The sequence below is a fragment of the Bradyrhizobium sp. CCGB12 genome (assembly GCF_024199845.1).
Lineage (GTDB): Bacteria > Pseudomonadota > Alphaproteobacteria > Rhizobiales > Xanthobacteraceae > Bradyrhizobium.
In genome coordinates, this window is record NZ_JANADO010000001.1 from 1,176,424 (window position 1) to 1,201,912 (window position 25,489).

The 25,489-nt window shown below is 62.4% G+C and carries 24 protein-coding genes; 14 read left to right on the forward strand and 10 right to left on the reverse strand.

The window, feature by feature from the left end; translation table 11 throughout:
• Positions 1-415: 415 nt before the first annotated feature.
• Together NLM27_RS05530 and NLM27_RS05535 are read left to right on the forward strand one after the other, a co-directional pair.
• Positions 416-1,039: an imm11 family protein gene (locus NLM27_RS05530; RefSeq protein WP_254142383.1), complete on the forward strand. Its 624-nt coding sequence runs from the start codon at positions 416-418 to the stop codon at positions 1,037-1,039.
• A gap of 448 nt (positions 1,040-1,487) precedes the next feature.
• Complete coding sequence (locus tag NLM27_RS05535; RefSeq protein WP_254142384.1) at positions 1,488-3,050, forward strand: AHH domain-containing protein; 1,563 nt, start codon at positions 1,488-1,490, stop codon at positions 3,048-3,050.
• A 152-nt stretch (positions 3,051-3,202) separates the two neighbouring features.
• On the opposite strand, the gene NLM27_RS05540 is transcribed toward NLM27_RS05535, so the two are convergent.
• From NLM27_RS05540 to NLM27_RS05550, 3 genes are all read right to left on the reverse strand, one after another.
• Complete coding sequence (locus NLM27_RS05540) at positions 3,203-4,738, reverse strand: FAD-dependent monooxygenase (RefSeq protein WP_254142385.1); 1,536 nt, start codon at positions 4,736-4,738, stop codon at positions 3,203-3,205.
• A 228-nt stretch (positions 4,739-4,966) separates the two neighbouring features.
• On the reverse strand, positions 4,967-5,308 hold the full coding sequence (locus NLM27_RS05545) for a response regulator (protein WP_254142386.1): 342 nt from the start codon (positions 5,306-5,308) through the stop codon (positions 4,967-4,969).
• Between the two features lie 149 nt (positions 5,309-5,457).
• On the reverse strand, positions 5,458-5,676 hold the full coding sequence (locus NLM27_RS05550; RefSeq protein WP_254142387.1) for a hypothetical protein: 219 nt from the start codon (positions 5,674-5,676) through the stop codon (positions 5,458-5,460).
• A gap of 605 nt (positions 5,677-6,281) precedes the next feature.
• On the opposite strand from NLM27_RS05550, the gene NLM27_RS05555 reads away from it, so the two are divergent.
• Complete coding sequence (locus tag NLM27_RS05555) at positions 6,282-6,581, forward strand: hypothetical protein (RefSeq protein WP_254148761.1); 300 nt, start codon at positions 6,282-6,284, stop codon at positions 6,579-6,581.
• 138 nt (positions 6,582-6,719) lie between these two features.
• Here the strand turns inward: NLM27_RS05555 and NLM27_RS05560 are convergent, their stop codons facing one another.
• The gene (locus NLM27_RS05560; protein ID WP_254142388.1) at positions 6,720-7,301 is read right to left on the reverse strand and encodes a hypothetical protein; all 582 of its coding nucleotides are present in this window, start codon (positions 7,299-7,301) and stop codon (positions 6,720-6,722) included.
• Between the two features lie 63 nt (positions 7,302-7,364).
• Here NLM27_RS05560 and NLM27_RS05565 point away from each other — a divergent pair, with 63 nt between their 5' ends.
• The 4 genes from NLM27_RS05565 to NLM27_RS05580 all read left to right on the forward strand — a co-directional run bounded on the left by NLM27_RS05565 (position 7,365) and on the right by NLM27_RS05580 (position 11,295).
• On the forward strand, positions 7,365-7,793 hold the full coding sequence (locus NLM27_RS05565; protein WP_254142389.1) for a GNAT family N-acetyltransferase: 429 nt from the start codon (positions 7,365-7,367) through the stop codon (positions 7,791-7,793).
• A 243-nt stretch (positions 7,794-8,036) separates the two neighbouring features.
• Positions 8,037-9,305, forward strand: a complete 1,269-nt coding sequence (locus NLM27_RS05570) for a CaiB/BaiF CoA-transferase family protein (protein ID WP_254142390.1) — start codon at positions 8,037-8,039, stop codon at positions 9,303-9,305.
• Between the two features lie 187 nt (positions 9,306-9,492).
• On the forward strand, positions 9,493-10,722 hold the full coding sequence (locus NLM27_RS05575) for an acyl-CoA dehydrogenase family protein (RefSeq protein ID WP_254148762.1): 1,230 nt from the start codon (positions 9,493-9,495) through the stop codon (positions 10,720-10,722).
• A gap of 9 nt (positions 10,723-10,731) precedes the next feature.
• Positions 10,732-11,295, forward strand: a complete 564-nt coding sequence (locus NLM27_RS05580; RefSeq protein ID WP_254142391.1) for a flavin reductase family protein — start codon at positions 10,732-10,734, stop codon at positions 11,293-11,295.
• A gap of 16 nt (positions 11,296-11,311) precedes the next feature.
• Here NLM27_RS05580 and NLM27_RS05585 read toward each other — a convergent pair whose 3' ends face one another.
• The gene (locus tag NLM27_RS05585; protein WP_254142392.1) at positions 11,312-12,229 is read right to left on the reverse strand and encodes an NAD(P)-dependent oxidoreductase; all 918 of its coding nucleotides are present in this window, start codon (positions 12,227-12,229) and stop codon (positions 11,312-11,314) included.
• A gap of 177 nt (positions 12,230-12,406) precedes the next feature.
• Between NLM27_RS05585 and NLM27_RS05590 the strand changes: the two genes are divergently transcribed.
• From NLM27_RS05590 to NLM27_RS05615, 6 genes are all read left to right on the forward strand, one after another.
• On the forward strand, positions 12,407-13,390 hold the full coding sequence (locus NLM27_RS05590) for an ABC transporter substrate-binding protein (protein WP_254142393.1): 984 nt from the start codon (positions 12,407-12,409) through the stop codon (positions 13,388-13,390).
• 78 nt (positions 13,391-13,468) lie between these two features.
• Positions 13,469-15,163: a dihydroxy-acid dehydratase gene (gene ilvD / locus NLM27_RS05595; protein ID WP_254142394.1), complete on the forward strand. Its 1,695-nt coding sequence runs from the start codon at positions 13,469-13,471 to the stop codon at positions 15,161-15,163.
• A 125-nt stretch (positions 15,164-15,288) separates the two neighbouring features.
• Positions 15,289-16,134 (forward strand): ABC transporter ATP-binding protein, encoded by an 846-nt coding sequence (locus tag NLM27_RS05600; RefSeq protein WP_254142395.1) that lies wholly within the window; start codon positions 15,289-15,291, stop codon positions 16,132-16,134.
• Entirely contained in the window at positions 16,131-16,916 is a 786-nt protein-coding gene (locus NLM27_RS05605) for an ABC transporter permease (protein ID WP_254142396.1), read from the forward strand. The genes NLM27_RS05600 and NLM27_RS05605 overlap by 4 nt, the downstream gene beginning before the upstream one ends.
• The gene (locus NLM27_RS05610) at positions 16,913-17,680 is read left to right on the forward strand and encodes an ABC transporter permease (protein ID WP_254142397.1); all 768 of its coding nucleotides are present in this window, start codon (positions 16,913-16,915) and stop codon (positions 17,678-17,680) included. The genes NLM27_RS05605 and NLM27_RS05610 overlap by 4 nt, the downstream gene beginning before the upstream one ends.
• A 32-nt stretch (positions 17,681-17,712) precedes the next feature.
• Positions 17,713-18,759, forward strand: coding sequence for a peptidase M29 (locus NLM27_RS05615; protein ID WP_254142398.1), 1,047 nt, complete (start codon positions 17,713-17,715; stop codon positions 18,757-18,759).
• Here the strand turns inward: NLM27_RS05615 and NLM27_RS05620 are convergent.
• The 5 genes from NLM27_RS05620 to NLM27_RS05640 are packed head-to-tail and all read right to left on the reverse strand — an operon-like array spanning position 18,756 to position 24,494.
• Positions 18,756-19,748 carry a 3-hydroxybutyryl-CoA dehydrogenase gene (locus NLM27_RS05620; RefSeq protein ID WP_254142399.1) on the reverse strand — a complete coding sequence of 331 codons (993 nt, stop codon included), beginning with the start codon at positions 19,746-19,748 and terminating at the stop codon, positions 18,756-18,758. The genes NLM27_RS05615 and NLM27_RS05620 overlap by 4 nt on opposite strands.
• Positions 19,749-19,751: 3 nt before the next feature.
• Complete coding sequence (locus tag NLM27_RS05625; protein WP_254142400.1) at positions 19,752-20,840, reverse strand: NAD/NADP-dependent octopine/nopaline dehydrogenase family protein; 1,089 nt, start codon at positions 20,838-20,840, stop codon at positions 19,752-19,754.
• Positions 20,837-22,372: a class I adenylate-forming enzyme family protein gene (locus NLM27_RS05630; RefSeq protein ID WP_254142401.1), complete on the reverse strand. Its 1,536-nt coding sequence runs from the start codon at positions 22,370-22,372 to the stop codon at positions 20,837-20,839. The genes NLM27_RS05625 and NLM27_RS05630 overlap by 4 nt, the downstream gene beginning before the upstream one ends.
• A 2-nt stretch (positions 22,373-22,374) precedes the next feature.
• Positions 22,375-23,664, reverse strand: a complete 1,290-nt coding sequence (locus tag NLM27_RS05635) for an acyl-CoA dehydrogenase family protein (RefSeq protein ID WP_254142402.1) — start codon at positions 23,662-23,664, stop codon at positions 22,375-22,377.
• Positions 23,665-23,678: 14 nt separating this feature from the next.
• A complete protein-coding gene (locus NLM27_RS05640) occupies positions 23,679-24,494 on the reverse strand; it encodes an alpha/beta fold hydrolase (protein WP_375142231.1) in 816 nt (271 codons plus the stop codon).
• 191 nt (positions 24,495-24,685) lie between these two features.
• Here NLM27_RS05640 and NLM27_RS05645 point away from each other — a divergent pair, with 191 nt between their 5' ends.
• The gene (locus NLM27_RS05645; RefSeq protein ID WP_254142404.1) at positions 24,686-25,447 is read left to right on the forward strand and encodes an SDR family NAD(P)-dependent oxidoreductase; all 762 of its coding nucleotides are present in this window, start codon (positions 24,686-24,688) and stop codon (positions 25,445-25,447) included.
• Positions 25,448-25,489: the final 42 nt, after the last annotated feature.

Consider the following 25,489-nt stretch of genomic DNA (forward strand, 5'->3'; position numbering starts at 1 on the left):
ACGTCGGGCAAAACACTGGCAGAGTGGCATCATCGAAAGAATCCGGATCAAGCCCGCGGGATGCCGCGGGCTTTTTTGTTGGGCAGTATCGTCGTCTCCGCCGGGTGGCGTTGCAGGCACGATGTTCAATAAGGCTCAGTCATGAGTGACGAACATCAAAGCCGTCTGTGGCCAGCTAAGCTCACGCTTCTGGCACTGATTGACAAGGTGGCTGGACTCTCCGTCTGTCTGATAGAGCACGGAAACGTGGTGAAGGATGGCGACATTATCGGGGCAAATGCAGGACGAGCGCATCGCGGATCGTTACAAGAAGTCTGATGTTTTTGGAGGGCCCGGTGCTTTTCAGTACTGATGACTTCGCGTAGGGGGGTATCGTCAGCACATCATAGGCCCGTGTGTAAACGAGAGAAAACGGATGGTTCATTCCTTTCCAGAGAAGCGCCATGGCAAGGCAAAGGCTCGAAGATTCTATGTCGTAGGTTTGGACTTCAGGCTTCAAACGGCGCCGGGATGGGAGATGGAAAATCTCGAGGTTGTCGCCGGCGTGCGCAAAATACTCATTGCACCACCGGGGCGGGGCTTCGTGCCTTTTCCTGAACCACCGCGGCTCGTGATCGACAAGTCTCTCGGTCGCGCTCCCAGGGACTGGGAGCTCTTTCACGACTACTGGCTCGCTTCCGACCGGATGAAGATCCTTCTTGAGACGTTAGATTTGGAGGGAGTTCGTTTTGTCAGATGCGAGACACGATATCGAGACGGTCGCGCAGCGCCTACGTATTGGCTTTGCGACGTCATCCGGGTTCTCGATGTCGTCGACGAAGAGAGGTCGGTTCTCAAGATCGATTATCCCACACCCGATCGTAAGGTTTACGATCTGAGTGCAAGAAGCTGTCTCCTCTTCAAAGAGGATAGTGTCGGAGCGGCCCATATCTTCAGGCTTCGCTTTTATCCAATGATAGTCTGCGACGAGGTCGTCAAGGATGCTTGCAAGGAAGCGGGCATGAGGGGCATCGGATTCACCGATGCGACCAAGTATTGAGCTTACGCGCAGCTGCCGCCGATGGTGAGATTCCATGGCTGAGAATCCAGCCTATGGAAATGGAAAAGCCTTGCTCTTGAGGCGTGGCTCATCGAGCGTTACGAACGGAAGGCGTTGTGGCTCCAGGTTTGCTCGTTGACACGTCGGACAAACACCGGCGGAGTGCGATAATCCAGAAGATCTTGGGTGACGCTCGCGAGGATTTCGCGGGCTTTTTTGTTGGCTCTTCTTCGCAGCAGGCAGGCGTTTCTTGGCGGTGGCCTCCTGCGAGAATGCTTGCCTTAGGCAATTGCATGGAGCGGCGTTCATGAGTCTCGACGCCGCTATGGGTTACTAGCTGCCGCTTCACCTACGGCAAAGATAAGCGATCAAAATCTCCACTCGCATGCGGGCACCAAACGGCTTGGGGCCACGCACACTGATGCCTTGCGTAAGGCAAGAGGATAGCATGCTTCAGATCCATCACATCTTGCCACAGAGCCTTGCGCGCCACTTCACACTCAAGGTCTTGGGCAATCGTTTCAGCCTCAATGGCATCAAGAATTTGATAGCTCTGCCATCAGATGTACAAGCAGCTCGCGAGCTAGGATCAAGTCCTCATTCAGGAGGTCATCTCGGGAACTATAGCAAGATTTTTTGCAAGTTTCTTGGTCAACTCCAGTCGCACCCGTCCTTCGCCGCTGCTCAGGAAGGCGATACCGCTGCCATTGATCAACTTGATGCCGAGATGAGCAGCTTTCTCGCCGCTGCGAAGTATGCTCTCGCGAAGGGACACTTGCTCACCAATACACCCTCGGGAATGACACAGGAGGACGCGAACAGGCGTATCGAAGACTGGTACGCAAATTGGCGAACGTATGCCAAAGAGAATCGAGACAACATTCAGCAGATGCTGGATACCGTCGACCAACTCCATGGCGCTAACCAATGGGAAGCCGCTCTGCGCGGTCCTATCCTCCTTCCGGACGACACTCTCAGTCTCGCGGACAGGATAGCGATCTTGGCGCGATACCACTCCAGTTCGCATATTTCTCAGCACTTCGCGCCTGTTGGACCTGTTCCCGATCTGCCTGGCCTCGTTGCCCCCGTTATCGATACGCGTCTGCCCGGCTTTACTCCGTCTCTACCTGGAGATTTGGATCGACCGGAGGGATTCACGCCAAGTCCGCTTCAAACCTATGGACCGCCCGGCTTCCCGGTGGTCGATCCGCGAGGCTTTGGGCAATTACCTCCAACAAGGGCTGCTCCATCGGAGCCGCAAGTCTTGCAATTCCATTCCGAGACAAGCCAACCGCTGATGTTCACTGATGGCTCACCTGTGTTAGGGCCGCCGATACCTCCTGATGGAGGCTCCGCCTTGTTGATGGGAGCGGGTGTGCTTGGTGCGGGCGCCCTGATGATACCTGGATTGCAGGGGCTCGGTGCTAGGTTACTCGCAGGTGCGACTGCGGCCGCTCTCACCCGACCTGCTTTTTCAGCGAGTGTCTCAGGTGATGCCAACGTTGCAGATGGAAGTGTTTTCTCCAAAGGGGCGGCTCCTTACAATCCGTTCGACTTCGGCCGTCCGGCACACGACGCGCAGGCGGTTCAGGCCAGCCCCTTTGCTGATCGCTTCGGACGTTGGACCGACATCTCGGCAGGCACTCCGCTCGCGCAGCCCTCGAACGTACAGGAAGTGCTCGACACTCCTACCGCGGAAGCTGTCGCGCCCGAAGATGTGCGGCGTCTCACCCGTGTTAACGCGTCGAATGCGGGCAGCGTGTTCTCGTCTGGCACTGCGCCGCTCCCATATCTGCCCTCTACCGAATTCAATGAGCGGTTTGGCCGTTGGACCGTGCCGACCGCTGACGGCCGGCAACCGCAGACGAGCAAGCCGATAGGTATATTCGCGGATGAGCCAAGCTACCTCATTCCACCGCCGATCTTCGGAGTGGATGGTCCGGGCAATCCGCACAACGACGCTGAGGAGTGGTTCTCGCGCTGGATACGGCCACTGCTTCGCCCGGAGTGAAGACTGACTACGCAGCCGCGTAATGTCTTCGAGCTCAATCGTTTGACACGTCGGGCAAAAACACTGGCAGAATGGCATCATCGAAATAGTTCAGACAAGGCCCGCGGGATACCGCGGGCCTTGTGTTTAGACGGCAGCGAGACCTTCATGCGCTACGTCGCTGCCGCTGCTCCGAACCATCTCGCCAACGCTTCCGCAAGTCCGCGCTGGCCTTCGTCTCCCACCCAGGCCACATGGCCGTCGGGCCGCACGAGCACTGCGTCTGGCGCTGCGACCGGTCCAAGGGCTGGAAGCTCCCATGGGCCGTCGTAGTCGGCATTGATGACACCGATGCGATCGGCCCAGGGCGTGATGTCAATGCCACCGGGCTTGCCGAAACCAAGCAGCACGCCGCGCGCGCCGTGCAGCAGCGTGAACAATCTCAGCTTCTGTCCTTCGACCGTCAGATCGAGGTCGGGCATGCGGCGGCCGAGCAGCGCGTGTCCCTCGCCAAGATCATAGTGAATGTCGAGACCGCTCATCATCGCGCCAAAACGCTGGCGCGGCTGGTCCATGGCGAGCAGTTCGGCGACGGCATCACGCGCGGCCTTGAGGCCGTCGTCGCCGCGGCGGAGCAGGGCGATCTGCGCCATGGCGTTTTGCAGCACGCGCGCCGCGACGGGATGGCGCTCGGCGTGGTAGGTGTCGAGCAGGCTGTCGGGCGACATGCGATTGACCACCTGCGCGAGCTTCCAGCCGAGATTGACGGCATCCTGCACGCCGGTGTTGAGGCCTTGCCCGCCAACGGAGTGATGGATATGCGCGGCATCGCCCGCGAGCAGCACGCGTCCTTTGCGATAAGACACCGCCTGCCGTGCCGCATCGGTGAAGCGGGAGATCCAGGCGGGATTCTCGAGACCGAAGTCGGTGCCGTAGACCGCGACAAGGGCCTCGCTGAGATCGCGCAATGTGGGCTCGCCGGTGCGATCGAGCGTCGCTTCCGTCACGACGACCAGCACGCGTCCGCTTTCGGTCTTGCTGAGGCCGTGAAAGCCGAGCGCGTCGTGACGTAGGCCAAAGGCGGGGGCATCGCGCATCTCGACCTCGGCCATGAGGTTGCTGAGCGTCGGATCGAAACCGGCGAAGTCGATGCCAACAGCCTTGCGCACCAGGCTGCGACCGCCGTCGCAGCCGACGAGATAGTTTGCGCGCAGCGTCTCGCCGCCGGACAGCACGACATCGATGCCGGTCTCATCCTGCGCAAAACCCGTCACCTCGAAGCCTCGATAGACCGGCACTGCGAGCTCTTCGACCCAGCCGGCGAGGATGCGTTCGATGTGGCTCTGCCGGAGCACGAGGCCGTAAGCGTGCCTTGTGGGGAGGTCGCTGATGTCGAGCCGCGTCCAGGCGAAGCCGGCGAGCTGGGTGATCTGGCCCTCGCGCAGAAAGCGGTCTGCGACGCCACGCTGATCGAGGATCTCGATGGTGCGCGCGTGCAGTCCACCGGCGCGCGTGCCGATCAGGTCTTGGTTGCTGCGGCGCTCGACCACCGCGACGTCGACATTCGCGAGAGCGAGCTCAGCGGCCAGCATCAGCCCGGTCGGGCCGCCGCCGGCAATGATGACGGCATGATCGGCCATCGCTGCGGTCCTTGCGCCGGCTGGCTGTGCCTGCTGGCGTAAACGGGACTTCGGAAGCAATACAGGCATGTCGTGACCCCTCGGTGTGTGGCTGGGCCACGGGTTCTACGGCAGGGAAGGGGACTTGAAGCAAGCCCCTTGCGCACCACATATCTAGCTGGGAGGAAGACCTCTTCTCTTGTCCGGCCCTGTTTGACACGTCGGGCAAAACACTGGCACAATGGCATCATCGAAAGAGTTTGGTTCAACCCGCGCGGGAGCAATCCGCTGCGGATTTTCTTTTGGGCCCGACGTTCATCAAATGCCGGTGGTCCGCTGCATGACGTCGGCGAGCTCGTCGAACGAGAACGGCTTCCGGATCATCGGCAGGCCGCCGCGCCGGGGCTCGCGACCTGACAATTGCAGCATCTTCAGCTCCGGACGGATGCGCTTGGCGCGCTCCGCCAGCTCATGCCCATCCATGCCGGGCATGTTGATATCCGTGATGAGGATGGAAATGTCTCGGTTCTGCCCGAGCCGGTCGAGTGCGTCCGCGCCGCTCTGGGCGCTGATCACCTGGTAGCCGAGATCTTCCAGCATGCCCACGATCACGTCGAGGACGGCGGGATCGTCGTCAACAACCAGGACAGTGTGACTCATCGCACGAACGTTCCTTCTGACGAAGGAATCAACGCGCCGCTCGCCGGGTAAGTTCCGGCAGGGCCGGCCGCATGCACGGATGTTTGACAGGTCGGGCTCGAGCATCGCCGGAACGGCATCATCGAAACGCGCGCCGCCCGCCGGTTCGTCTAATCGTCTTTTGAGAGATCGCCGGGTTTCGTGGGAAGGTCGAGGGTGCCGCCATCGCCGTGCACGAGGTCGCGGTCTCTGTCCTCGGTCTCGCCGGCGTCTTGGATGATCGCCTCTTGCGTGTCGCGCGCCTTGTCGATGCGCGGCTTGTTATCACTGCGCGGCTTGCCTCCCGGCAGGTTTCGCGATGCCTCTTGTGACGTCGTCTTGAGTGTCATTGGCCGATCCTCCTGATGGGCTAACTTGCACGCAGCCCGTAAGTTCGTTTGACACGTCGGGCAAAACACTGGCAGAATGGCATCATCGAAAGAGGTTTGGTTCAGCCCGCGCGGAGAATTCTGCGGCGGGCTCCTTCATTTTCAAGACAGGTTTTGACGCGTCGGGCAACACACCGGCATGATGACATCATCGAGACGAGTTTGGTTCACCCGCGCGGAAACATCCGCCGCGGGTTTTTTTCGTTCTCGATGCCAGAATCGGACGGTGGCCTACGCACAGCGGCCACGCACTTGCTTGATACGCGTTCAGGGAGCGCCGATCGGCGTGCCGCCGTCCGAACCATTGCTGGCCGTGCACGCGCGAACGTGCCGGCCCGCGGCGCCGGGCCATTGTCCGCGCCGCTGCGGTCTCCGGGAACGGAGATAGGGTTCGCGCCCGAAACGATCGCGCCTCATTGCGCGATCTGCCGCGCATTTTCTTCTCAAGGAGAGACGATGACGCTTTACCTGATATCGCTCGCGCTCACGGGCCTGGTCGCAATCGCGCTGTGGGAGACGTTCTCTTGAGCGAGGAGGAGAGCGAGCATGAGAGCGCGCCGGTCCGCTTGCCCGCGACCAGGAAGACGTCGCGGGCGCGGACGTTGACCGAGATCCGCTCGCTGGCACGCAGCCACACCAGGACCGCCATCCGTGTCCTCGTCGGCATCATGCGAAGCGATGATGCGACGCCGGCAGCGCGCGTCTCGGCGGCCAATGCCATCCTCGACCGCGGCTGGGGCAAGGCCGCGCAGCCGGTCGAGAACGGTGAAGACCTGCCGCTGGAATTGGTTCACCGGGTCGAGCGCGTCATCGTGCATCCGAAGGATGGGAGCGATAGTGAAGCCGAGAACGAGGGCTTGAGCTGACGGATGTCGATTCGGAATTTTCGATTGGATCGTTGACACGTCGGGCAAAACACTGGCAGAATGGCATCGTCAAGATTTAGTTGGTTCAGCCCGCGCCGTGCAATTGGCCGCGGGTTTTTCGTTTCGATGACCCTTCCGCTAGTTCTTGGTCTGCTTGCTCGTCCGGCGTTGCGCAGTGTAGGTACGCTGCACCTGGTCGCTGCAATAGGACAGCTTTCGGCCGTCGCCAGTGAAATGTCCGTCTTTGATGATCCAGAGGATGACGCTCTTGTCGTCGATCTTCTTGAACATCAGATTCTCGCGGTCCGGCGTGAGGTCCATATGTTGTACGCTGACGGCCTCCGGTCCCGGCGCTGCCTGCGGTGTGCAGGTCGCGCCGATCCTGACTGTGTCGGGAAGCTGGACCCGCGTCTTTTCGATCTTGCACGTGTTCGAGGCTGTCGTGATCGACTTTCCGGAGAATGCAACGACCGTGTCGCTTGACTTTGCGCAGCGCTCGTCGAAATCGGTTCCCGCCGCGTAAACACCATCTCTCGGGTAGGCGTACGCTTCTGCTTTGGCGCTCAGCTCAGGTTCGGCAAGGGCGCGCTGCGTCTCCAGAGGGCAGTAAGCCGCTCGCCAGGGAGGACCCTTGAGCTTCCCGTTCAGGCTTTTCTGAACGGATATTGCGACCGGTCTGATGGGAGCGGTCTGGCTCGGTGTCAAGGTCGTGCTGGGCAAGTGAGCCTCGACCGCCTTGGAGGCGCAGTCGCGGACTCAAGATCTCCTCACTAGGCTATTCCTATGTACAAAATTCGTACCGTCGATGCAGACGATGACGAGACTGCCGAGATCCTCGGCGATTTGCACCGGCTGACATTCTTCGATGGGGCGGCCATGCCGCAATTCGGGTCGGGTGCGTGGTGGCTCGCCTATCACGAGGAAGACGCGGTTGCCTTCGCCGGCGTGGTGCCGTCGACCCATGTGCGAAACAGCGGATATTTTTGCCGGGTCGGGGTTTTGCAGCGGCATCGGGGGCGAGGACTTCAACTCAGGTTGATGCGGGCGATCGAGGCGCGAGGGCGGCGTCTTGGATGGAATAGCATCGTCTCCGATACGACGGACAATCCGGCATCTGCCAACAATTTCATCGAGGCAGGTTATCGGCTCTACGAGCCCGAGGCGCCCTGGGCCTGGTCGCATACGCTTTACTGGCGAAAGTGGCTGCGTTGAGCCTTTGAAGCTGGTTTCCCGTGATGCGGAACGTGACTTTCTCCAACTCGAACGGCGCCGCGAGATGCGCGTAGGCCCCATACGCTCAGAGTATCTATCGGCCCGGCAGCCCGACGGGCTGCCGGGCCTTTTTGCGTTTTCAGTAATGCGGGTCAAGCACTTGCGAAGTCGGCGGAGCCGGGCTTTAAGTTTGCTCTTGCAGGAAATTCGGCGGCCATAAGCCGATGTAAGGGAGCGCTACCAATGCCCACAAAGCCTCAATTGCCGGAACGTTCGTCGCGGGCGACGGGAGGGCAAACTGCGCTCGACGGTCTAGTGGTCGTCGATTTTACGCGTGTCGTCGCTGGTCCGGCATGCACACAGACGCTGGCCGATTTCGGCGCGCAGGTCATCAAGATTGAAAATCCAGACGGCGGCGATGACACGCGCGCCTATGAACACGCTGAAATCGGCGGAGAGAGTGCCGCTTATCTCAGTCTGAACCGCAACAAGCGTGGCGTTGCGCTCGACCTTACCGTACCCGAGGCCCGCGAGATCGCGCTCGACCTGATCCGCAAGGCGGATGTCGTCGTGGAGAATTTTTCGAGCGGGGTCATGAGAAAATTCGGCCTCGACTATGAAGCCGTCGCTCCGCTCAATCCGCGGCTGGTCTATTGCTCGATCTCCGCCTACGGACGCACCGGACCGTTCGCTTCGCGCCCGGGTTTCGATCCCATCACGCAGGCGGAAAGCGGCTTCATGTCGCTTAACGGGTTTGCCGACGGCCCAGCGGTGCGTACCGGCCCGCCGATCGTGGACATGGCAACGGGAATGTCTGCCTGCAACGCAATCCTGCTGGCATTACTGGCGCGGGACCGGCTCGGCCGCGGGCAACATGTCGAGGTTGCCCTGTTCGACATTGCGATGGGGATGACCGGTTTCTACGGCATGGCCTATCTGATCAACGGCGAGAATCCCGGCCGGTTTGGCAATTCACCGAGCGGATCCCCTACCGTCGGGGTCTATGAGGCCTCCGATGGGCCGCTCTACATGGCCTGCGCCAACGACCGACTCTATCGCCGGCTGGTCGTCGAGGTCCTGAACCGGTCCGACCTGATCACGGATCCTCAGTTCGCCACGCGCAAGGCGCGCTCCGAGAACAAGGAGCTCCTGCGGGCAGCCATCGCGGAAGTCTTTGCCGGCGATACGCTCGAGAACTGGATGGCGAAGATGAAGCAGGCCAACATCCCGGTCGGCTATCTCCGAACGGTCGAGGAAGGGTTCAATGCGCCCGAGGCCCGCGAGCGCCATCGCTTGAGCCGGATTCCGCATCGTAAAGCGGAGTGGGTCCCCAACATCGAGCCGGCAATTGCGATGAGTCTGACCGGCGCGATTGATCCTGTTGCCGCTCCTCTCCTGGGTGAGCATACCGAGGTCGTGCTGCGTGATGTGCTCGGTTATGATCAGCATCGGATTGCGGAGTTCACCAAAAAGGGTGCCTTTGGGACGGGCAAGGCCTCGACGTCGGCTTGAGCCTGAGCGTCGAACGTAATGGGGCAGGGGCCTCGCACGGCTTTCGGACCGCGGCTCCGCGATGCCGGCCCTCGCAGCGTCGTATCCTTCAAGAAACGAGGCTCATGGTCATAGTACCACCTCGTCCTGCATCGGCTTGATTTGGCGTGGGACCGGCCGCATAAATGTGCCCAAGCAAGGGATACGAATGGCGCCTGGTCGAGAGCCGAGCATCAGTGGGCCCACCGGACTGGAAACCGGTGAACGCGCCTATGCGGCCATGATCGCGGGGGCCCGGGCGCTCGTACCACAGCTGCGCGAGCGGGCAGCGCGGACCGAAGAGTTGCGGCACCTTCCGCCGGAAACCGAAAGGGATCTTCACGACGCTGGCCTGTTCCGGATGCTTCAGCCGAGACGGGTTGGCGGCGCAGAGCTTGACTATGTCGCCCTGATTGACTGCGCCGAGCTGCTCGGATCGGCGGATGCCTCGGTGGCCTGGAATTTCGCCAACCTGGCAAGCCACCACTGGATGCTGGGCATGTTCGAGCAGAAGACGCAGGATCTGGTCTGGGACCAGGATCCGGACGCGTTGATCGCATCCTCGTTCATTTTTCCTGCCGGACGCGCCACGAGAGTAGAAGGGGGATACCGGCTGCATGGTAGCTGGCCCTTTTCCTCGGGCGTCGCCTCCTGCGAATGGAACATGCTTGCAAGCGTTGTTTATTCCGACGATGAGGCAGACGGCATCGAGTATCGGATCTTTCTGCTGCCGAAAGGCGACTACAAAGTCCTCGACACCTGGAATGTCGCGGGATTGCGCGGGACGGGCTCTTGCGACGTGGAGGTCAGGGACGTCTTCGTGGCCGACCATATGACGATTGCCGTCGGCGATCTTGCCGGGGGCCCGACGCCGGGAAGCAAGGTCAATCCGAATCCGCTGTATACACTCCCCGTCTTCTCGCTGTTTCCTTACGTCCTCTCCGGCGTCGCGCTGGGGAATGCGCAGGCGTGCCTCGACGACTATGCGGAGGTCGCGCGTCATCGCATTTCAACCTACAATCGTGCCAAGCTGAGCGATTTTCAAAGCACGCAGATCAAAATCGCGGAGGCCTCGGCGAAGATCGACGCGGCGCGCCTGATCATGCGCTCGGCCTGTCTGGATGCCATGGCGAATGCGCGGCGCGATCATGTGCCTGACATGGGAACCAAGACCAGATATCGGCGCGATGGTGCCTTTTCGGTGAATCTGTGCACCGAGGCGGTCTCCATGCTATTTGCCGCGAGCGGAGCGCGCGGCCTGTTCACGACTGGCGTGTTGCAGAGGCAATTCCGCGATGCGCACGCGATAAACTCGCATCTCGCATTCAACTTCGATGCGGCCGGGACCAATTATGGACGCGTGGCGCTGGGGCTGCCGTCCGAGAATCTCACGCTGTGAGGCCGGCCGATGAATGATCTGCCGAAGCAGCCGGCCGTTCCCGATCCAGCCAACGAGCTCGCGAGCGACAGCTCGCCGATCGACCCCCGCGATTTTCGCAATGCGCTCGGCACCTACGCTACGGGCGTGACGATCATCACGGCCGCGGCTGCCGACGGCAAGCCCTACGGCCTGACCTGCAACTCGTTCGCGTCGGTCTCGCTGAATCCTCCGCTGGTTCTATGGAGCCTCGTCGTCTATTCCTCGAGTCTGACCGTGTTCCAGAACGCCAGCCATTTCGCGGTCAACGTTCTCGGCGCTTCCCAGCAGGCGCTTGCGAACAAATTCGCAAAATCGTCCGACGACAAATTCACCGGTGTCGATTGGACGCCGGGGCTTGGCGGCGCGCCGGTGCTGGCAGACAGCGTCGCCAATTTCCAATGCCGCTCCGTCAATCGCTACTACGGCGGCGACCACGTGATCTTTCTCGGCGCGGTCGAAGCTTATACCTACGATGCGAAGGAGCCGCTGCTCTTCGCGCGCGGGGCGTTTGGTCGCTTTCTGGTCGACGATGAGCGGAAGAAGGCACCGTAACGCACTTCACGTCGCCCTAGACAGCTTGATGCTCTGCCGCTGAGAGCTTGTAGATTTCCAGCGCGTCGGCTTCCGCGCCTCGCGCTGCCTTCGCCAGTCTGAAAAGTTGCCCCGCAAGCGATGCCATCGGCACTGGCGTCGACGTCGCTTGCGCGACGTCGGCGACTGTATCGAGGTCCTTGAGCATAGTCGCGATGTGACCAAGCGGCGGGGCGTGGATACCCTGAACCATTCGCGGCACGAAGAGCTGGAGTGGGATGGAATCCGCGAAGCCGCCGGCGAGCGCTTCGGGCAATCGGTTGGCGTCAATTCCGGCGTTCACGGCAAGGCGCGTTGCTTCCGCGAGGACGGCCATCGCGCATCCGACGATCACCTGATTGCATAGTTTTGTGGTCTGGCCGGCGCCGATCGGGCCCATGTGGGTGAATCTGCGTGCCATGGACAGCACATAGGGCCGTACCCTCTCGATGTCAGCGGCTTCTCCGCCCGCCATGATCGCGAGTGTACCTTCCTCGGCGCCTTTCGAGCCTCCGGACACGGGCGCATCGATCCAGCCCGTACCGTTTGCTTGTTTCAGTCGCGTTGCAAGATCGCGTGCGGCGTCAGGATGGATCGACGAGAAGTCGACGACAAGCTTGCCGGCCCCGGGAGCCGATGAAAGGCCCTCGCGCCCGAAGATCACCTCTTCGACGGCAGCGGCGTCCGTCACGCACATGAATATGATGTCCGAGCTGGACATCGCGTCGCGGGGGGTGGCGGCGCGAATTGCACCGGCCTCGACGAGGGGAGCCATCTTGTCCTGCGAGCGATTCCAAACGGTGACCTGATGGCCAGCCTTGAGCAGCCGGCGGGACATGGGTGTCCCCATGAGTCCAAGGCCGAGATAGCCGAGCCTCGCGACATTTTGCGGGTTTGTGTTGCTCGCATCAGCCATAGGTTGCCTCCTTCTGCCGCAGCGCAACGCCGCGCGACCGCCGCCTTACCTTACATGGCGCGTCGCCTGGCGAAACCGCTGAGCCCGCATGGCTTGCCTGATTGTTTGAACCATGAAACATTTGGGGCGGTCGGGTTGGGTGGCGCCGGTCGGCGCCGGAGCAGCGGAGAGGGCACGATGCGGACCGTTTCGAGATGGATCATGGCATTGGGTGCGGTTGCGGCCGTGATCGCGGGTTCAGGCCCGTCGCGGGCGCAACAGACGATCCGCGTTGGCTGGACGATTCCGGCCGAGGAATCCAAGTACTGGATGATGCGCCGCCCGGCTGAGTTTCCCAACATCGGAAAGGCCTACAACATCGAATGGACCCAGTTTCAAGGTACCGCGCCGATGACGCAGGCACTGGCAGCCGGCGCGCTGGATTGCGCAACGCAGGCGCCGCTGTCGCTTGCGAATGGCGTGGTCGGCGGCAATCTCAAGGCCTATATCGTGGCACAGCACGTCTTCGAGAAGCCCGGCGGCTTTTCGGTCTATTGGGCGGTGATGGATGACTCGCCGATCAAGACCATTGCTGATCTGAAGGGTAAGACGATCGGCATTTCCGTGATCGGCGGCGGCACGCAAGGGCCATTCAACCTGCTCCTGAAGCAGAATGGCGTCGATCCGGCCAAGGACATCAAGCTGGTCGAGGTTGGCTTTGCCGTCTCCGAAGACGCGCTCCGCCAGGGTCGTGTCGATGCGGTCAACATGAACCAGCCGTTTGCCGCGCGCGCCGAGGCAAAGGGCGGCACCCGAAAGCTGTTCTCGCTGTCGCAGGCCATGCCGAACATCGTGCACATCCTGGAAGCCTGCCGTGCCGATTTCGTCGACAAGAATCCGGAGGTGGTGAAGGCCTATGTCCGTGACATCACGTCGGGCATGAAGAAGGCGCTGGCGAACCGCGAAGAGACCTTGAAAGTCGTGTCCGAGGTGCTGAAGGCGCCCGTTCCAGTGCTTGAAACCTACTTGCTCAAGGACAACGACTTCGGTCGCGATCCGGGTGCGGCTCCGAACTTCCCTGCGATCCAGAAAATGCTGGACATCTATGCAGAGACGGGAATGCTGCCCAAGCTGGATGTCGCACAGTTCAAGCATCCGACGATCGTTGCTCCGCTGCAATAAGCGAGCAGGCGCATCATCCAAACCGGAAGATCGCGGCGTCCCGGATCATCCGGGACGCTACATGAAGAAGATGCACGTATGAAGAAATTGCGATCACGGGTCACCACGGACGGTCTCGACCGAGCCCCGCATCGTGCGTTCATGCGCGCCATGGGTCTCGACGATGCCGCGATCGCCAGGCCGATGGTCGGCGTCGTCAGCATGAAGGGTGAGCAAACGCCCTGCAACATGACGCACGACTTTCAGGTCGCCGCGGCCAAGACCGGAATCGAGGAGGCCGGCGGCACACCGCGGGAATTCTCAACCGTGTCGGTTTCCGATGGCATCAGCATGAATCACGAGGGGATGAAGTTCTCCCTGTTTTCGCGCGAGCTGATCGCGGACTCGATCGAAGCGGTCGTCCATGGCCTCGCCTACGACGCGCTGATCGGATATGGCGGATGCGACAAGACGCTTCCCGGCGTGATGATGGGCATGGTTCGCTGCAACGTGCCATCCATTTTCATTTATGGCGGCAGCTCGCTTCCGGGGCGCGTGGACGGGCGGACGCTGACGGTGCTCGACTCCTATGAGGCCGTCGGCAGCTTCACGACTGGCGAGATCGACGGTGCCACCCTCGAGCGGATCGAGCGCGCCTGCCTGCCGACCATCGGTGCCTGTGCCGGCCAGTTCACCGCGAACACGATGGGGATGGTGTCGGAGGCGATGGGCCTCACCATTCCCAACGTCTCGATGGTGCCCGGAGTCTACGCTGAGCGCGCGCAGATCTCGCGTCGCGCCGGCCGGCTGATCATGGAGATGCTGGAACGCGGCGGGCCGCTGCCGCGCGACATCGTGACGCGGAAATCCCTGGAGAATGGTGCCGCGATCGTGGCTGCGACGGGCGGCTCGACCAATGCCGCACTGCATCTGCCGGCGATCGCCAATGAGGCCGGCATCGCGTTCAGCATCGATGACGTCGGCGAGGTTTTTGCCAGAACACCGCTGATCGGCAATCTGCGGCCTGGGGGCAAATACACGGCGAAGGATGTCTACGACATCGGTGGCGCGGCCGTCGTCATCTGCGAGCTGATCCGGAGCGGTCATATCGATGGCAGCTGCATCACGATCACGGGCCGCACGCTTGCCGAAGAATATGACGCGGCCAACGCGCCCGATGGCGAGGTCGTTTACGCGTCCCGCGCGCCGATCATGCCCGATGGCGGCGTGGCGGTGCTGAAAGGCAATCTTTGCCCCGACGGCGCGGTGATCAAGGTTGCGGGATTGAAGAGCCAGTTCTTCGAGGGCGTGGCACGCGTTTTTGAGGATGAGGAGGCCTGTGTCGCAGCAGTGCGCGACCGCAGTTACAAGGCGGGCGAGGTGCTGGTGATCCGCAATGAAGGGCCGGTCGGTGGCCCCGGCATGCGCGAGATGCTTGGGGTCACCGCGCTGATCTACGGGCAAGGCATGGGCGAAAAAGTGGCCCTGATCACCGACGGACGGTTTTCTGGCGCGACCCGAGGGATGTGCATCGGCTACGTGTCGCCCGAGGCCTTCGTCGGCGGTCCACTGGCGCTTGTCCGTGACGGCGACAAGATCCGGATTGATGCCGCAAACCGACGGATGGATATGCTGGTCGACGAGCAGGAACTCACGGCCCGCCGGCGCGATTGGAAACCGCGATCACCGCGGCATCGCGCCGGCGCGCTCGCAAAATATGCGCGACTGGTCGGGCAGGCGCCGGGCGGAGCCGTGACGCATGAAGGCCCGGCAGAATGGCCCTGGTTCGAATGACGCGCCGCACTGGCGCGAAAGCGGCGGCCAATCTGGCAAGTTTTTTGCTAAGCTCGTGCCGCTGATGACGGACGCTCAGTGGGTACGTTGCGAGATGTCCGTGCGCGGGTGAGGCGAGAGACGCGATGAAGGTAGTGCCTTCGAGATCGAGCGAATGGGTGAGACCGGTGACGCGACAACAGCCGGCTTCTGCGATCATCGAGATCGACCGCGTCTCGCAGGTTTTTCAGACCTCGGCGCGCAGGGATCATGTGGCGCTATCGGACATCTCGCTGACGATCGAGGAGAGAGCTTTTGTCTCGATCCTCGGTCCATCTGGTTGTGGCAAGTCGACCCTGCTCTACATTGTCGGAGGCTTCGTCAGTCCGACCAGCGGCGCGGCGAAGATGAAGGGGCAGGCCATCACGGGGCCGGGACCGGATCGTGGACCGGTGTTCCAGGAATTTGCGCTGTTTCCCTGGAAGACCGTGCTCGGCAATGTGATGTACGGCCCGCGCCAGCAAGGGGTGCGCGCCGCCGAGGCTGAAGCGCAGAGCCAAGCCTTGATCGAGATGGTCGGCCTCAAGGGCTACGAGAACTTCTATCCCAAGGAGCTGTCGGGGGGCATGAAGCAGCGCGTCGCGCTGGCGCGAACGCTCGCCTACCATCCCGAAGTCCTGTTGATGGACGAACCGTTCGGCGCGCTCGACGCGCATACCCGGACGCGCTTGCAGAACGATCTGTTGAACATCTGGGAGCGTGATCGCAAGACGGTGCTATTCGTCACCCACTCGGTCGACGAAGCCGTCTTCCTCTCCGACAAGGTCGTGATGATGTCGAAATCTCCCGGCCGCATCCGGCAGATCATCGACATCGATCTGCCTCGCCCGCGCCGCCGCAACGAGCTGTTGCTCGATCCACGGTACCAGAAGTACGTCGTCGACATCGAGCGCATGTTCGATGAGAGCGACGAAGCCGGCGCGCCCGCATGATGTCGTCGGCTGTCATGGTCAAGCGCGCCGCCCCGGTGCTCGCCTGCATCGGATTGCTGGCGGTGTGGCAGGTCGCGTCGCTCGCGCTGAAGAATGACAGCTTTCCGACGGCCATCGAGGCGATCCGGGCGATTCCGGACATCCTTGGCGACAAGGAATCCCTGATCAACATCCTGGCCTCGCTCCGCCGCATGGCGATCGGGTTTGGCGTGGCCGTGGGTGTTTCGATTCCACTTGGTCTCCTGATGGGACGTAGCGCTGCGGTCGCGGCCTTCTTCAATCCGCTCCTGATGGTGATCTATCCGGTGCCGAAGGCGGCCTTGATGCCGATCATCATGCTGTGGCTGGGCGTTGGCGACGTCACGAAGACGTTGGTGATCTTCCTCGGCGTCAGCCTGCCCGTGATCTATCACAGTTTCGAGGGCGCCAAGGCGGTCGAAGAGAAGATGCTGTGGTCAGGCGCCGCGATGGGGCTTTCTCCGGCGCAACGTCTGGTGCGCATCGTGCTGCCGGCGGCACTGCCGGAAATCCTGACGGGGTGTCGTACGGGATTGGTGCTGGCGCTGATCACGATGATCACCAGCGAGATGATCGCCCGTCAGTCCGGTGCCGGGAACATCCTGTTCAACGCGCTCGACATGGGCCAATATGACACCGTCTTTGCGATGATCATCATCGTGGGGGCAATGGGAATCTGCCTCGACGCGATCTTCGAAAGGGTTCGTGCCAGGCTCGTGCGCTGGTCCGAGCCGCAGTTCGACATGCCGCTGAGCTTCTCATGATGTCGCGTCTTCTCTCCCCAAACGCCGTTCTTGGCATCGCCCCGATCGTGCTGGTGATCGCGTTGTGGCAAGGCCTGGTGTCGTTCGGCTTCGCGCCCGCGGTTTTGCTGCCGCCGCCAGGCTTCGTCTTCAGCCGGCTGCTCGAGCAGCTCGTGACGTGGACGTTTCAGCAGGAGATCGCGGCAACCCTGATCCGGCTCTTTGCCGGGTTCGCGATTGCGGTCGTGCTGGGTGTCAGTATTGGCATCGCCGCCGCTGCCAATCCCGCGATCAACGCGGTCGTTCGACCGATCGTACGTGTATTAGCGCCCTTGCCCAAGGTTGCGCTCTATCCGGCATTGCTGCTGCTGCTCGGCTTCGGCCACGGGTCGAAGATCACGCTAGTGGCTGCCGATGCGCTCTTCCCCATTCTGTTGTCCACCTATTACGGCGCATCGACCGTGGAGCAGAAGCTGATCTGGTCGGCCATGGCCGCGGGAACGCCGCGCTACGAAATCCTCTTCAAGGTGGTGCTGCCGGCGGCGATGCCATCGATCCTGACCGGTTGCCGGATCGGCCTTGTCATTTCATGCATCGTGGTGTTTCTGGCCGAGATGATCACGTCGACGGATGGACTGGGTCATGCGCTCGTGACGGCGGCTCGAACCTTTCAGGCCGTGGACATGTTCGTCCCCCTGATCACGATATCGCTGCTGGGGCTGATCCTGAACGGCCTCTTGGGGGTCGTGCGGTCATACCTGCTCCGGGGCTTTCCCGAAGCGTGACAAAGAAGAATCCTGACGACCGGGAGGGAACCATGCTGGCTGATCGCATCGAAGCAAAATGGATTGACGCATTTTGCGAGATCTTTGAGCGATGTGCCGTTAAGGCCGGCGATACCGCGGCGATCCTCTCGGAAACCCAGTCGCGTGCGTTGAACGTGCATCTTGCGGAGCTGGCGCTGTTGCGCATGGGGGCGCGGCCGTTTCACGTGGTGATGCCGACACCGCGTAATCGGAATATCGTTCCGGTTCGCTCGACCGGAGCGAGCGAGGCCATCCAACGGCTTGGTCCGGTCATCACCGCACTTCAGCAGGCCGGCTTCGTGGTGGATTGCACCATCGAAGGCCTGATGCACGCGGTGGAGACGCCAGAGATCCTCAAGGCCGGCGCTCGGATCCTGGTGATCTCCAACGAGCATCCCGAGGCGTTGGAGCGGATGGTGCCAGATCTCGCGCTCGAGAAGCGTGTTCGCGCCGCGGCAAAAATGTTGCGCGGAACGAAGCGGATGCGGGTCACCTCAAAGGCGGGAACGGCGCTCGATGTCGACATGGTCGGGGCCTCCACGGTCGGCGTGTGGGGTTGGACCGACAAACCTGGCACGCTGGCGCATTGGCCCGGCGGCATTGTCGTCAGCTTTCCCAAGAGCGGGACCATCAACGGCACGCTGGTGATGGCGCCTGGCGATATCAACCTGACCTTCAAGCGCTACCTGGCCTCGCCGGTGAAAATGACGCTAAAGGACGATTATGTCGTCGAGCTGGAAGGCGAAGGCACCGATGCCGCGATGATGCGCAGCTATCTCGCCGCCTGGGGAGATCGCGAAGCCTATGCCGTCTCGCATGTCGGTTTCGGCATGAATCCCGGCGCGCGGTACGAGGCACTCTCGATGTACGACCAGCGGGACACCAACGGCACGGAACTTCGCGCTGTATCCGGCAACTTCCTGTTCTCGACCGGTGCGAATGAGTTCGCGGGCCGCTACACGGCCGGTCATTTCGACCTGCCAATGATGGGAACCACCATCGAACTCGACGGCGTTGCCGTCATTCGAGAAGGTGTACTTCAGGACGTCTTCGGCTAACCGCGATCGAGCACAGGCGGGCGCGCCAGGCCAAAGTGGCGGAGCAAGTCGACCATGGCCTTGAGGCGCTCGACACGATAGGCATCGACATCGAGGCCGGAATAGTCGAGGAAGCCAGCGCCCGTCCGCAGGCCGATCCGTCCCTCATTCATGTTGCGCGAGATCACCTCTGGTGCCCGATAGCGATCGCTGCCGAGGGCGCCCTCGAGGTAGCGGCTCGCGTAGTACAGGATGTCGCCGCCACCCCAATCGATGAATTCCAGCAGGCCGAGCACGGCGTAGCGAAAGCCGAAACCATAGCGGATCGCTTTGTCGATCTCTTCCGCGCTGGCGACACCCTCCTCAACCATGCGAGCGGCCTCGTTCATCGCCAGCGCCTGGATGCGCGGGACGATGAAGCCTGGCGTCGCCGCGCAGACCACAGGCACCTTGCCGATGCCCTCGAGCAGCGTCTTGACCTCGTCGACAATGGTGGGGTCAGTGGCCTTGCCGGGCGATATTTCGACGAGCGGGATCAGATAGGCCGGGTTGAGCCAATGCACGTTGAGGAAGCGGCGAGGATTCACGATTGCGCCTGAGAGATCATCGACGAGGATCGTCGACGTCGTCGATGCAATGATCGTGTCCGGGCCGACTTGCCTTGACGCTGACCCCAGCACCTCGCGCTTGAGCTCGACCACCTCAGGAACGCCCTCGAAGACGACACCGGCCTCGGCGAGCGCTGCAGCGCTTTTGCCGGCTGCCGCCACCGAGACGCGCGCAATGAGCGGGGCAACGTCCGCTTCGGTCAGTAGACCAAGCTTGGACAGGCTGGCGAAGGTCTTTCTGACCTCGCCGAGCGCGTCCGCTTCCAGCTTGCTGAAGTCCTCAGCCGAACGCGTCTTGATGTCGATCATCGTGACGCTGTGCCCGGCGTAAGCGAACGCGACGGCGATGCCGCGCCCCATGCGGCCAGCCCCGAGACACACGATATTGACGCGATTTGTCATCGATCAGAATCCATTGCGAAGCAGCGTCTGCAGTTCGGCCTTCCCGAGATTGCCGAGCCCGAGTGTCTCGAGCGTTCGGCCGCCTCGCGCAAAATCCTCGCCGCAGATCGCGCCGCCGATCGACAGGAACGCCTTGGCCAGCGGTGTGTTGACGCCCGCCAGGCCGGCGACGGACACCAGCAGCGACAGCCCGAGCCGCAGGTCCTCCCGCATGTAGCGGTGCTCGGTCAGCACGATCCGTTCGCGCCAGTCGCCGGAATCGGTCAGCCGGTCGTGCGAGCCGCGGCCATACATCCAGATCTCGCCTTCCTTGGCATAATGGTGCGCGAGCGGAAAATGCGGTGCACTGTAACCGAGTGCCTCGCGCACCGCGATGCGTTCCGCGTCGAGCGCGTCAGTGACACGACGGATCGCGGCTTGCGTACCCTCCTTGTGAATGTCCCAGCGCTCGAAATGTTCGATCGGACCGGCGTTCATCACGATCAACGGCGGATGGATGATGGGTCCTGCATTCATCAGCGCTCCGGACAGCGCGTCCCCACACGGTTCGATCACGCCCGGGAATGCGCGTCCGATGACTTCGAGTGCATGCGGCGCCTGATCGAGCGGAAACACGCCGACCGGAAGTCGCTTGGCGCGGATGGTGATCGCGACCTCGAACGGTCCGTGCTTGCGGGTCAGCCAGGGTAATGTGCCGGTCTCGGCAAAGCTTGGCTTCGCGCGGTTGCCGGCATCTTGGGCGGTCTGGGCGAAGATCATCGAGCCGAATGTCGCCGGCGGCAGAAATACGACCTGGCCGTCCCGCAGATGCGGAGCGAGCAGGCGGGCAATGTCCGGCTGTGCGAAGGCGGGGGCAGGGCAGAGGATCAGCTCAACGCCGTCAACGGCTTCGGCGATGTCGGCCGTGACCAGCGCGAGCTTCACGTCGTGGCGACCGTTATGATCCTTGACCACGATGCGCGAGCCGGCGGCGCGGTGCGCGGCGACCTGATCCGCGTCGCGGCGCCAGAGCCGGACCTCATGCCCCGACAGCGCAAAATCGCCCGCGGCCGCGAAAGAGCCGTTTCCCCCGCCCAGAACCGTAATCTTCAAGATGTTTCTCCTTGCGCGCGCGATTGCGCATCGAGCTGCTTCAGCAGGAAATGCTGGACCTTGCCCAGCGCCGTGCGCGGCAGGTCGGTGACGAAGACGATTTCGCGTGGAACTTTGTAGCGCGCGAGCTGCGCCTGGACGTGTGTTCTGAGCTCATCCGCCTCGAGCCGGGAGCCGGATCGCCGGATCACATAGGCGATGGGGACTTCGTCCCAGCGCGGATCCGGCCGGCCGATCACGGCGCATTCGCTGACATCGGGATGTTCGAGCAGGACGCGCTCGACCTCTGCCGGATAGACATTCTCGCCGCCGGAAATGATCAAGTTCTTCTTGCGGTCGCGCACCCAGAAATAACCGTCCGCATCGCACAGGCCGACATCTCCGGTGCGAAACCAGCCGTCGTGCAGCGCATCGCGCGTGGCGTCGGCATTGCCCCAATATTCGAAGAACACGCTGGCGCCGCGCACTGCGATCTCGCCCGGCGTGCCCGGCGGCATCTCGGCGCCAGCCTGATCGATGACCTTTGCTTCGCAACACAAGCCGGCAATTCCGGTCGATCCCACCCGCGAGAGGTCGCCGCCGAGGCGCGTATAGATCGCGATGGGGCAGGTTTCCGTGGAGCCGTAGACCTGAAGCACGGGAACACTCCGCGCGGTGAAGCGATCGATCAGGTGCGGCGGCACGATGGTCGAACCGGTGGCAACGGCCTTCAGTGACGAGAGATCGGCCGCTGCCCAGGCTGGATGCTCGCTCACGGCCTGGATGATCGTCGGCACCATCACGGTCAGCGTCGGCCGCTCGCGCTCGATCGCCGCGAGCGCCGTATCCGGCGCGAAGCGGGCGTGGACCGTGACGGTTGCGCCCAGTTGCAGCGCCGGCGTGGTCTGGATATTGAGGCCGCCGACGTGGAAGAACGGCAACACGGTCAGCACATGATCGTCAGACGTCATGTTGTGCATATGTTGGCTCATGACGCCGTTCCAGAACAGCGCCTCTTGCCGCAGCACCGCGCCCTTTGGCCGTCCCGTCGTTCCCGACGTGTAGACGATGAGGAGCGGGCAGGAGAGATCGGTGTGCGGGTTGCCGCCATTGCCCTCGCTGTCTTCCAGCAGACTTTGAAACGTCGTGCCGCCAGGGGGCTCGAAGTCGAGGCCGACGACGGATATTCCCGGCGCGGTCCGCCCAAGTTCGGCAAGGACTTCCGCAAATGCCTGCTCGAGCACCAGGACCTTGGCGCCGGCGTCACTCAGAATGAACAGCTGCTCGGCGACGGCCAGCCGCCAGTTCAGCGGCACGAGCATCGCCCCGAGCCGCGCGCAAGCGTAGAGAAGGACCAGGTAGTCCGGCCGGTTCAGGCTCAAGATCGCGACGCGGTCGCCGCGGCCGACGCCGAGCTCCCGCTTCAGGGCGCTTGCGGTCCGTTCGATGCGAGCGGCGAATGCCGCATAGCTCAGCCGTTCGCCTTCGAAGGCAATGGCCGTCTTGTCTGGCGCGAACGCCGCGTTGCGATCGATCAGACTACAGAGGTCCACCGTCAGTCGTCCGTCTCGCCGGCTTCGTACAGTGCCTCGCGTCCGATCCGGTCGAGGCAGAGCTCGGCGGTCCAGGGCAGCATCAGCGAGCCGCAGCGGCTGTCGCGATAGATCCGCTCCAGCGGCAATGACCGCAGCATGGCCTGACCACCGCAAGTGCGGATCGCGAGCGCGGCGAGCTCATTAGCGCCCTCCATCACCGAATATTGCGCGGCATAGGAGCGAAGAACCTGTTCCTTGCTCGGATTGGCGCGGGCTTCGGTCACGGCCTGGAACCAGATTGCCTTGATCTGCTCGAGCTTGATCTGCATCTGCGCGACCGCGATCTGCTTGGTCGGGTACATCCTGCGTTTCACGGGCGGCATGCCCGGAACTTCGCCGCGCAGGTACCGTACTGTGAAATCGTAGGCGGCTTGCGCCAGGCCCATATAGGTCGGCGACAGCGTCAGGAACATGTGCGGCCAGCGCATTGCGGCCTGGAAATAGACGCCGCGCGGCATCAGCGCGGAATCCTCCGGCACGAACACGTCCTTGAACAGGAGCGTCCGGGAGACTGTTCCCCGCATGCCGAGCGGATCCCAATCGCCCACGACGGAGACGCCTTCCGACCTGGCGGAGATGGCCAGATAAAGCGTATTGCGTCGCGATGCCTTCGCGCCTTCCTCGATCTCGGTGCAGAGCACGCCGTAATAGTCGGCATGACCGGAAAGCGATGCAAAGATTTTCTTGCCGTTGACGATCCAGCCACCCGCGACCGGCCTTGCCTCCGTGCCAAAAGCGACGCCGCCCGCGGCCGCTGCCCCCCCTTCGGAGAAGGGCTGTGAATAGATCGCACCGTCCTCGACGATGCGCTTGTAGTGAACCGCGCGCCGTCGCTCGTGCTCAGCGCGGGTGTCCGCGTCCATATCGAGATCGTCGGCGAGGGGGCCCGACCACAGGGTCGAGCAGACATGCATGTTCCAGGTCAGCGCGGTCGCGCCGCAGTACCGGCCGATCTCGGCCGCTGCCAAGGCATAGGTCTGGTAGTTCGCGCCGAGACCGCCGTGCTTCTTGGGGACGGCAATGCCGAGCAGGCCGACGCGATGCAGATCGCGATAATTCTCGGTCGGGAAGGTCGCCTCGCGATCGTAGGTCGCGGCGCGGCCCGCGAACACGGTCTGGCCGATCTCGCGGGCGCGCGCGATGATCGCGGCCTGCTCGTCGCTCAGGCGGAATGCCACGGGATCGAAGATCGGAGCATCGAGCACGACCTTGTCGCTCGCGCCAATGTTCTTGCGGACTTGCATGGTCATGGCAGAATCCCGCCTTACGCTTTTGCCGTGATGGAGTTCAGGAAACGGCCCAGAACCTCGTCAAAGGCATCAGGGCGTTCGAGATTGGCGAGATGGCCAACGCCTGCGAGCTCGACATATTCAGCTCCAGGGATGTATGTCGCCGTCTTCGCCATCATCGACGCAGGCGCGTTGTTGTCCTTGGAACCCGACAGCAGCAGCGTCGGGACGGAAATATTCTTGAGCGTGCTGCGCTGATCGAAGCCGATGAGAGCCAGCATCATGGCGCGATAGCTGGCCTCAGGCACGCTCCCCATGCAGTCGCGAGCGAGCTCCATGCCCTCAGGATCGGGATCGTCGCCGACCAGCTCCTTTACCAGCGAGGGTGCGAGCGACTTCATCGTTTCTCCGCTATCGAGCGGCCCAAGGCGCGCCGCGATGAACGATCTCTGCCAGTCGCCGTCGGCCTTGCCGAAGGCCGGGCTGGTCTGCGCCAGCACGACCGCGCGCGCCGGTTTCGGCGACTGCACCAACCATTTCTGGACGATCATGCCGCCGATCGAATGGCCAACCAGTACAGGCCTGCTAACGTCGAGCTGCTCAATGAATTGTTGGAGCGCATCCGCCAGCGCAGCGATGCTGACGCTGGCGAGCGGCGCCGAACCGCCATAGCCCGGCATATCCCATGCGATCGCGCGAAAGCGGTTACCGAATGTGGCAAGCTGGTGTCGCCAGGCTCGCGCCGCGCCGCCAATGCCATGCAGGAAAATCAAAGGTGTTGCGCCCGGATCGCCCGCGGCTTCGTAGGCGAAGCGTCCGTCTTTTGTTATCATTGGCGCAGGCTGCGACACGCGACATCCTTTTGCTTGGCCCGTTGATGCTAACAGGCTTGCCGGCGATGGGAAGGGATAATTTTATACTTAAAGCAATTTTCGGGCCGGTCGTCGTGCGGGTGTTCGCGATATCGATCGGCGCTTTCGTTGCAAAAATTTGAAGGTTAAAATATATCGAGGGAACGATCAGCATCTTAGGGAGCCAGCGCATGTCCGGATTGCCGCATTCGCCGCACGCGCTGGTGACCGGTGGCGGTCGCGGCATCGGCCGCGCGATAGCCGCTTCTCTCGTCGGCGCTGGCGCGACCGTAACCGTGCTCGGCCGGAATGCGGCGAGCCTTGCCGAAGTCGTCGACGCAGGCTCCGCGCATATTTCAGCTGTTGCCGACGTCTCCGACGAAGCGTCGTTGAAGGCGGCCATCCTTGAAGCGGGTGCGCGCAAGCCGATCGATATCCTGATTGCCAACGCGGGCAGCGCTGAATCGGCACCGTTCGCGAAATCGGACGACGCCCTCTTCAACCGCATGATGGACGTTAATTTCATGGGCGTGGTCCATGCCATCCGTGGCGTGTTGCCGGGGATGAAGGACCGCCCCTATGGCCGCATTGTTGCGGTCGCGTCCACGGCCGGTCTCAAGGGCTACGCGTATGTCAGCGCGTACGCTGCCGCCAAGCACGCCGTGGTCGGACTGGTGCGTTCGCTTGCGCTCGAAATGGCCGGAAGCAACGTGACTGTGAACGCGGTGTGTCCCGGCTTCACCGACACCGACCTGGTCGCCGGTAGCATCGAAAACATCATGAAGAAGACCGGCCGAACCCGCGAGCAGGCGATCGCCGAGCTTGCGAAACATAATCCGCAAGGGCGTCTGATCACGCCTCAGGAGGTTGCCGACGCGGTGCTCTGGCTATGCGGCGAGGGTGCCGGCGCGATCACCGGACAGGCGATCGCGGTTGCCGGCGGTGAAATCTAGCGTGTGTGCGCAGACGCGGAACAAGGAATCCAAGGAGATCGC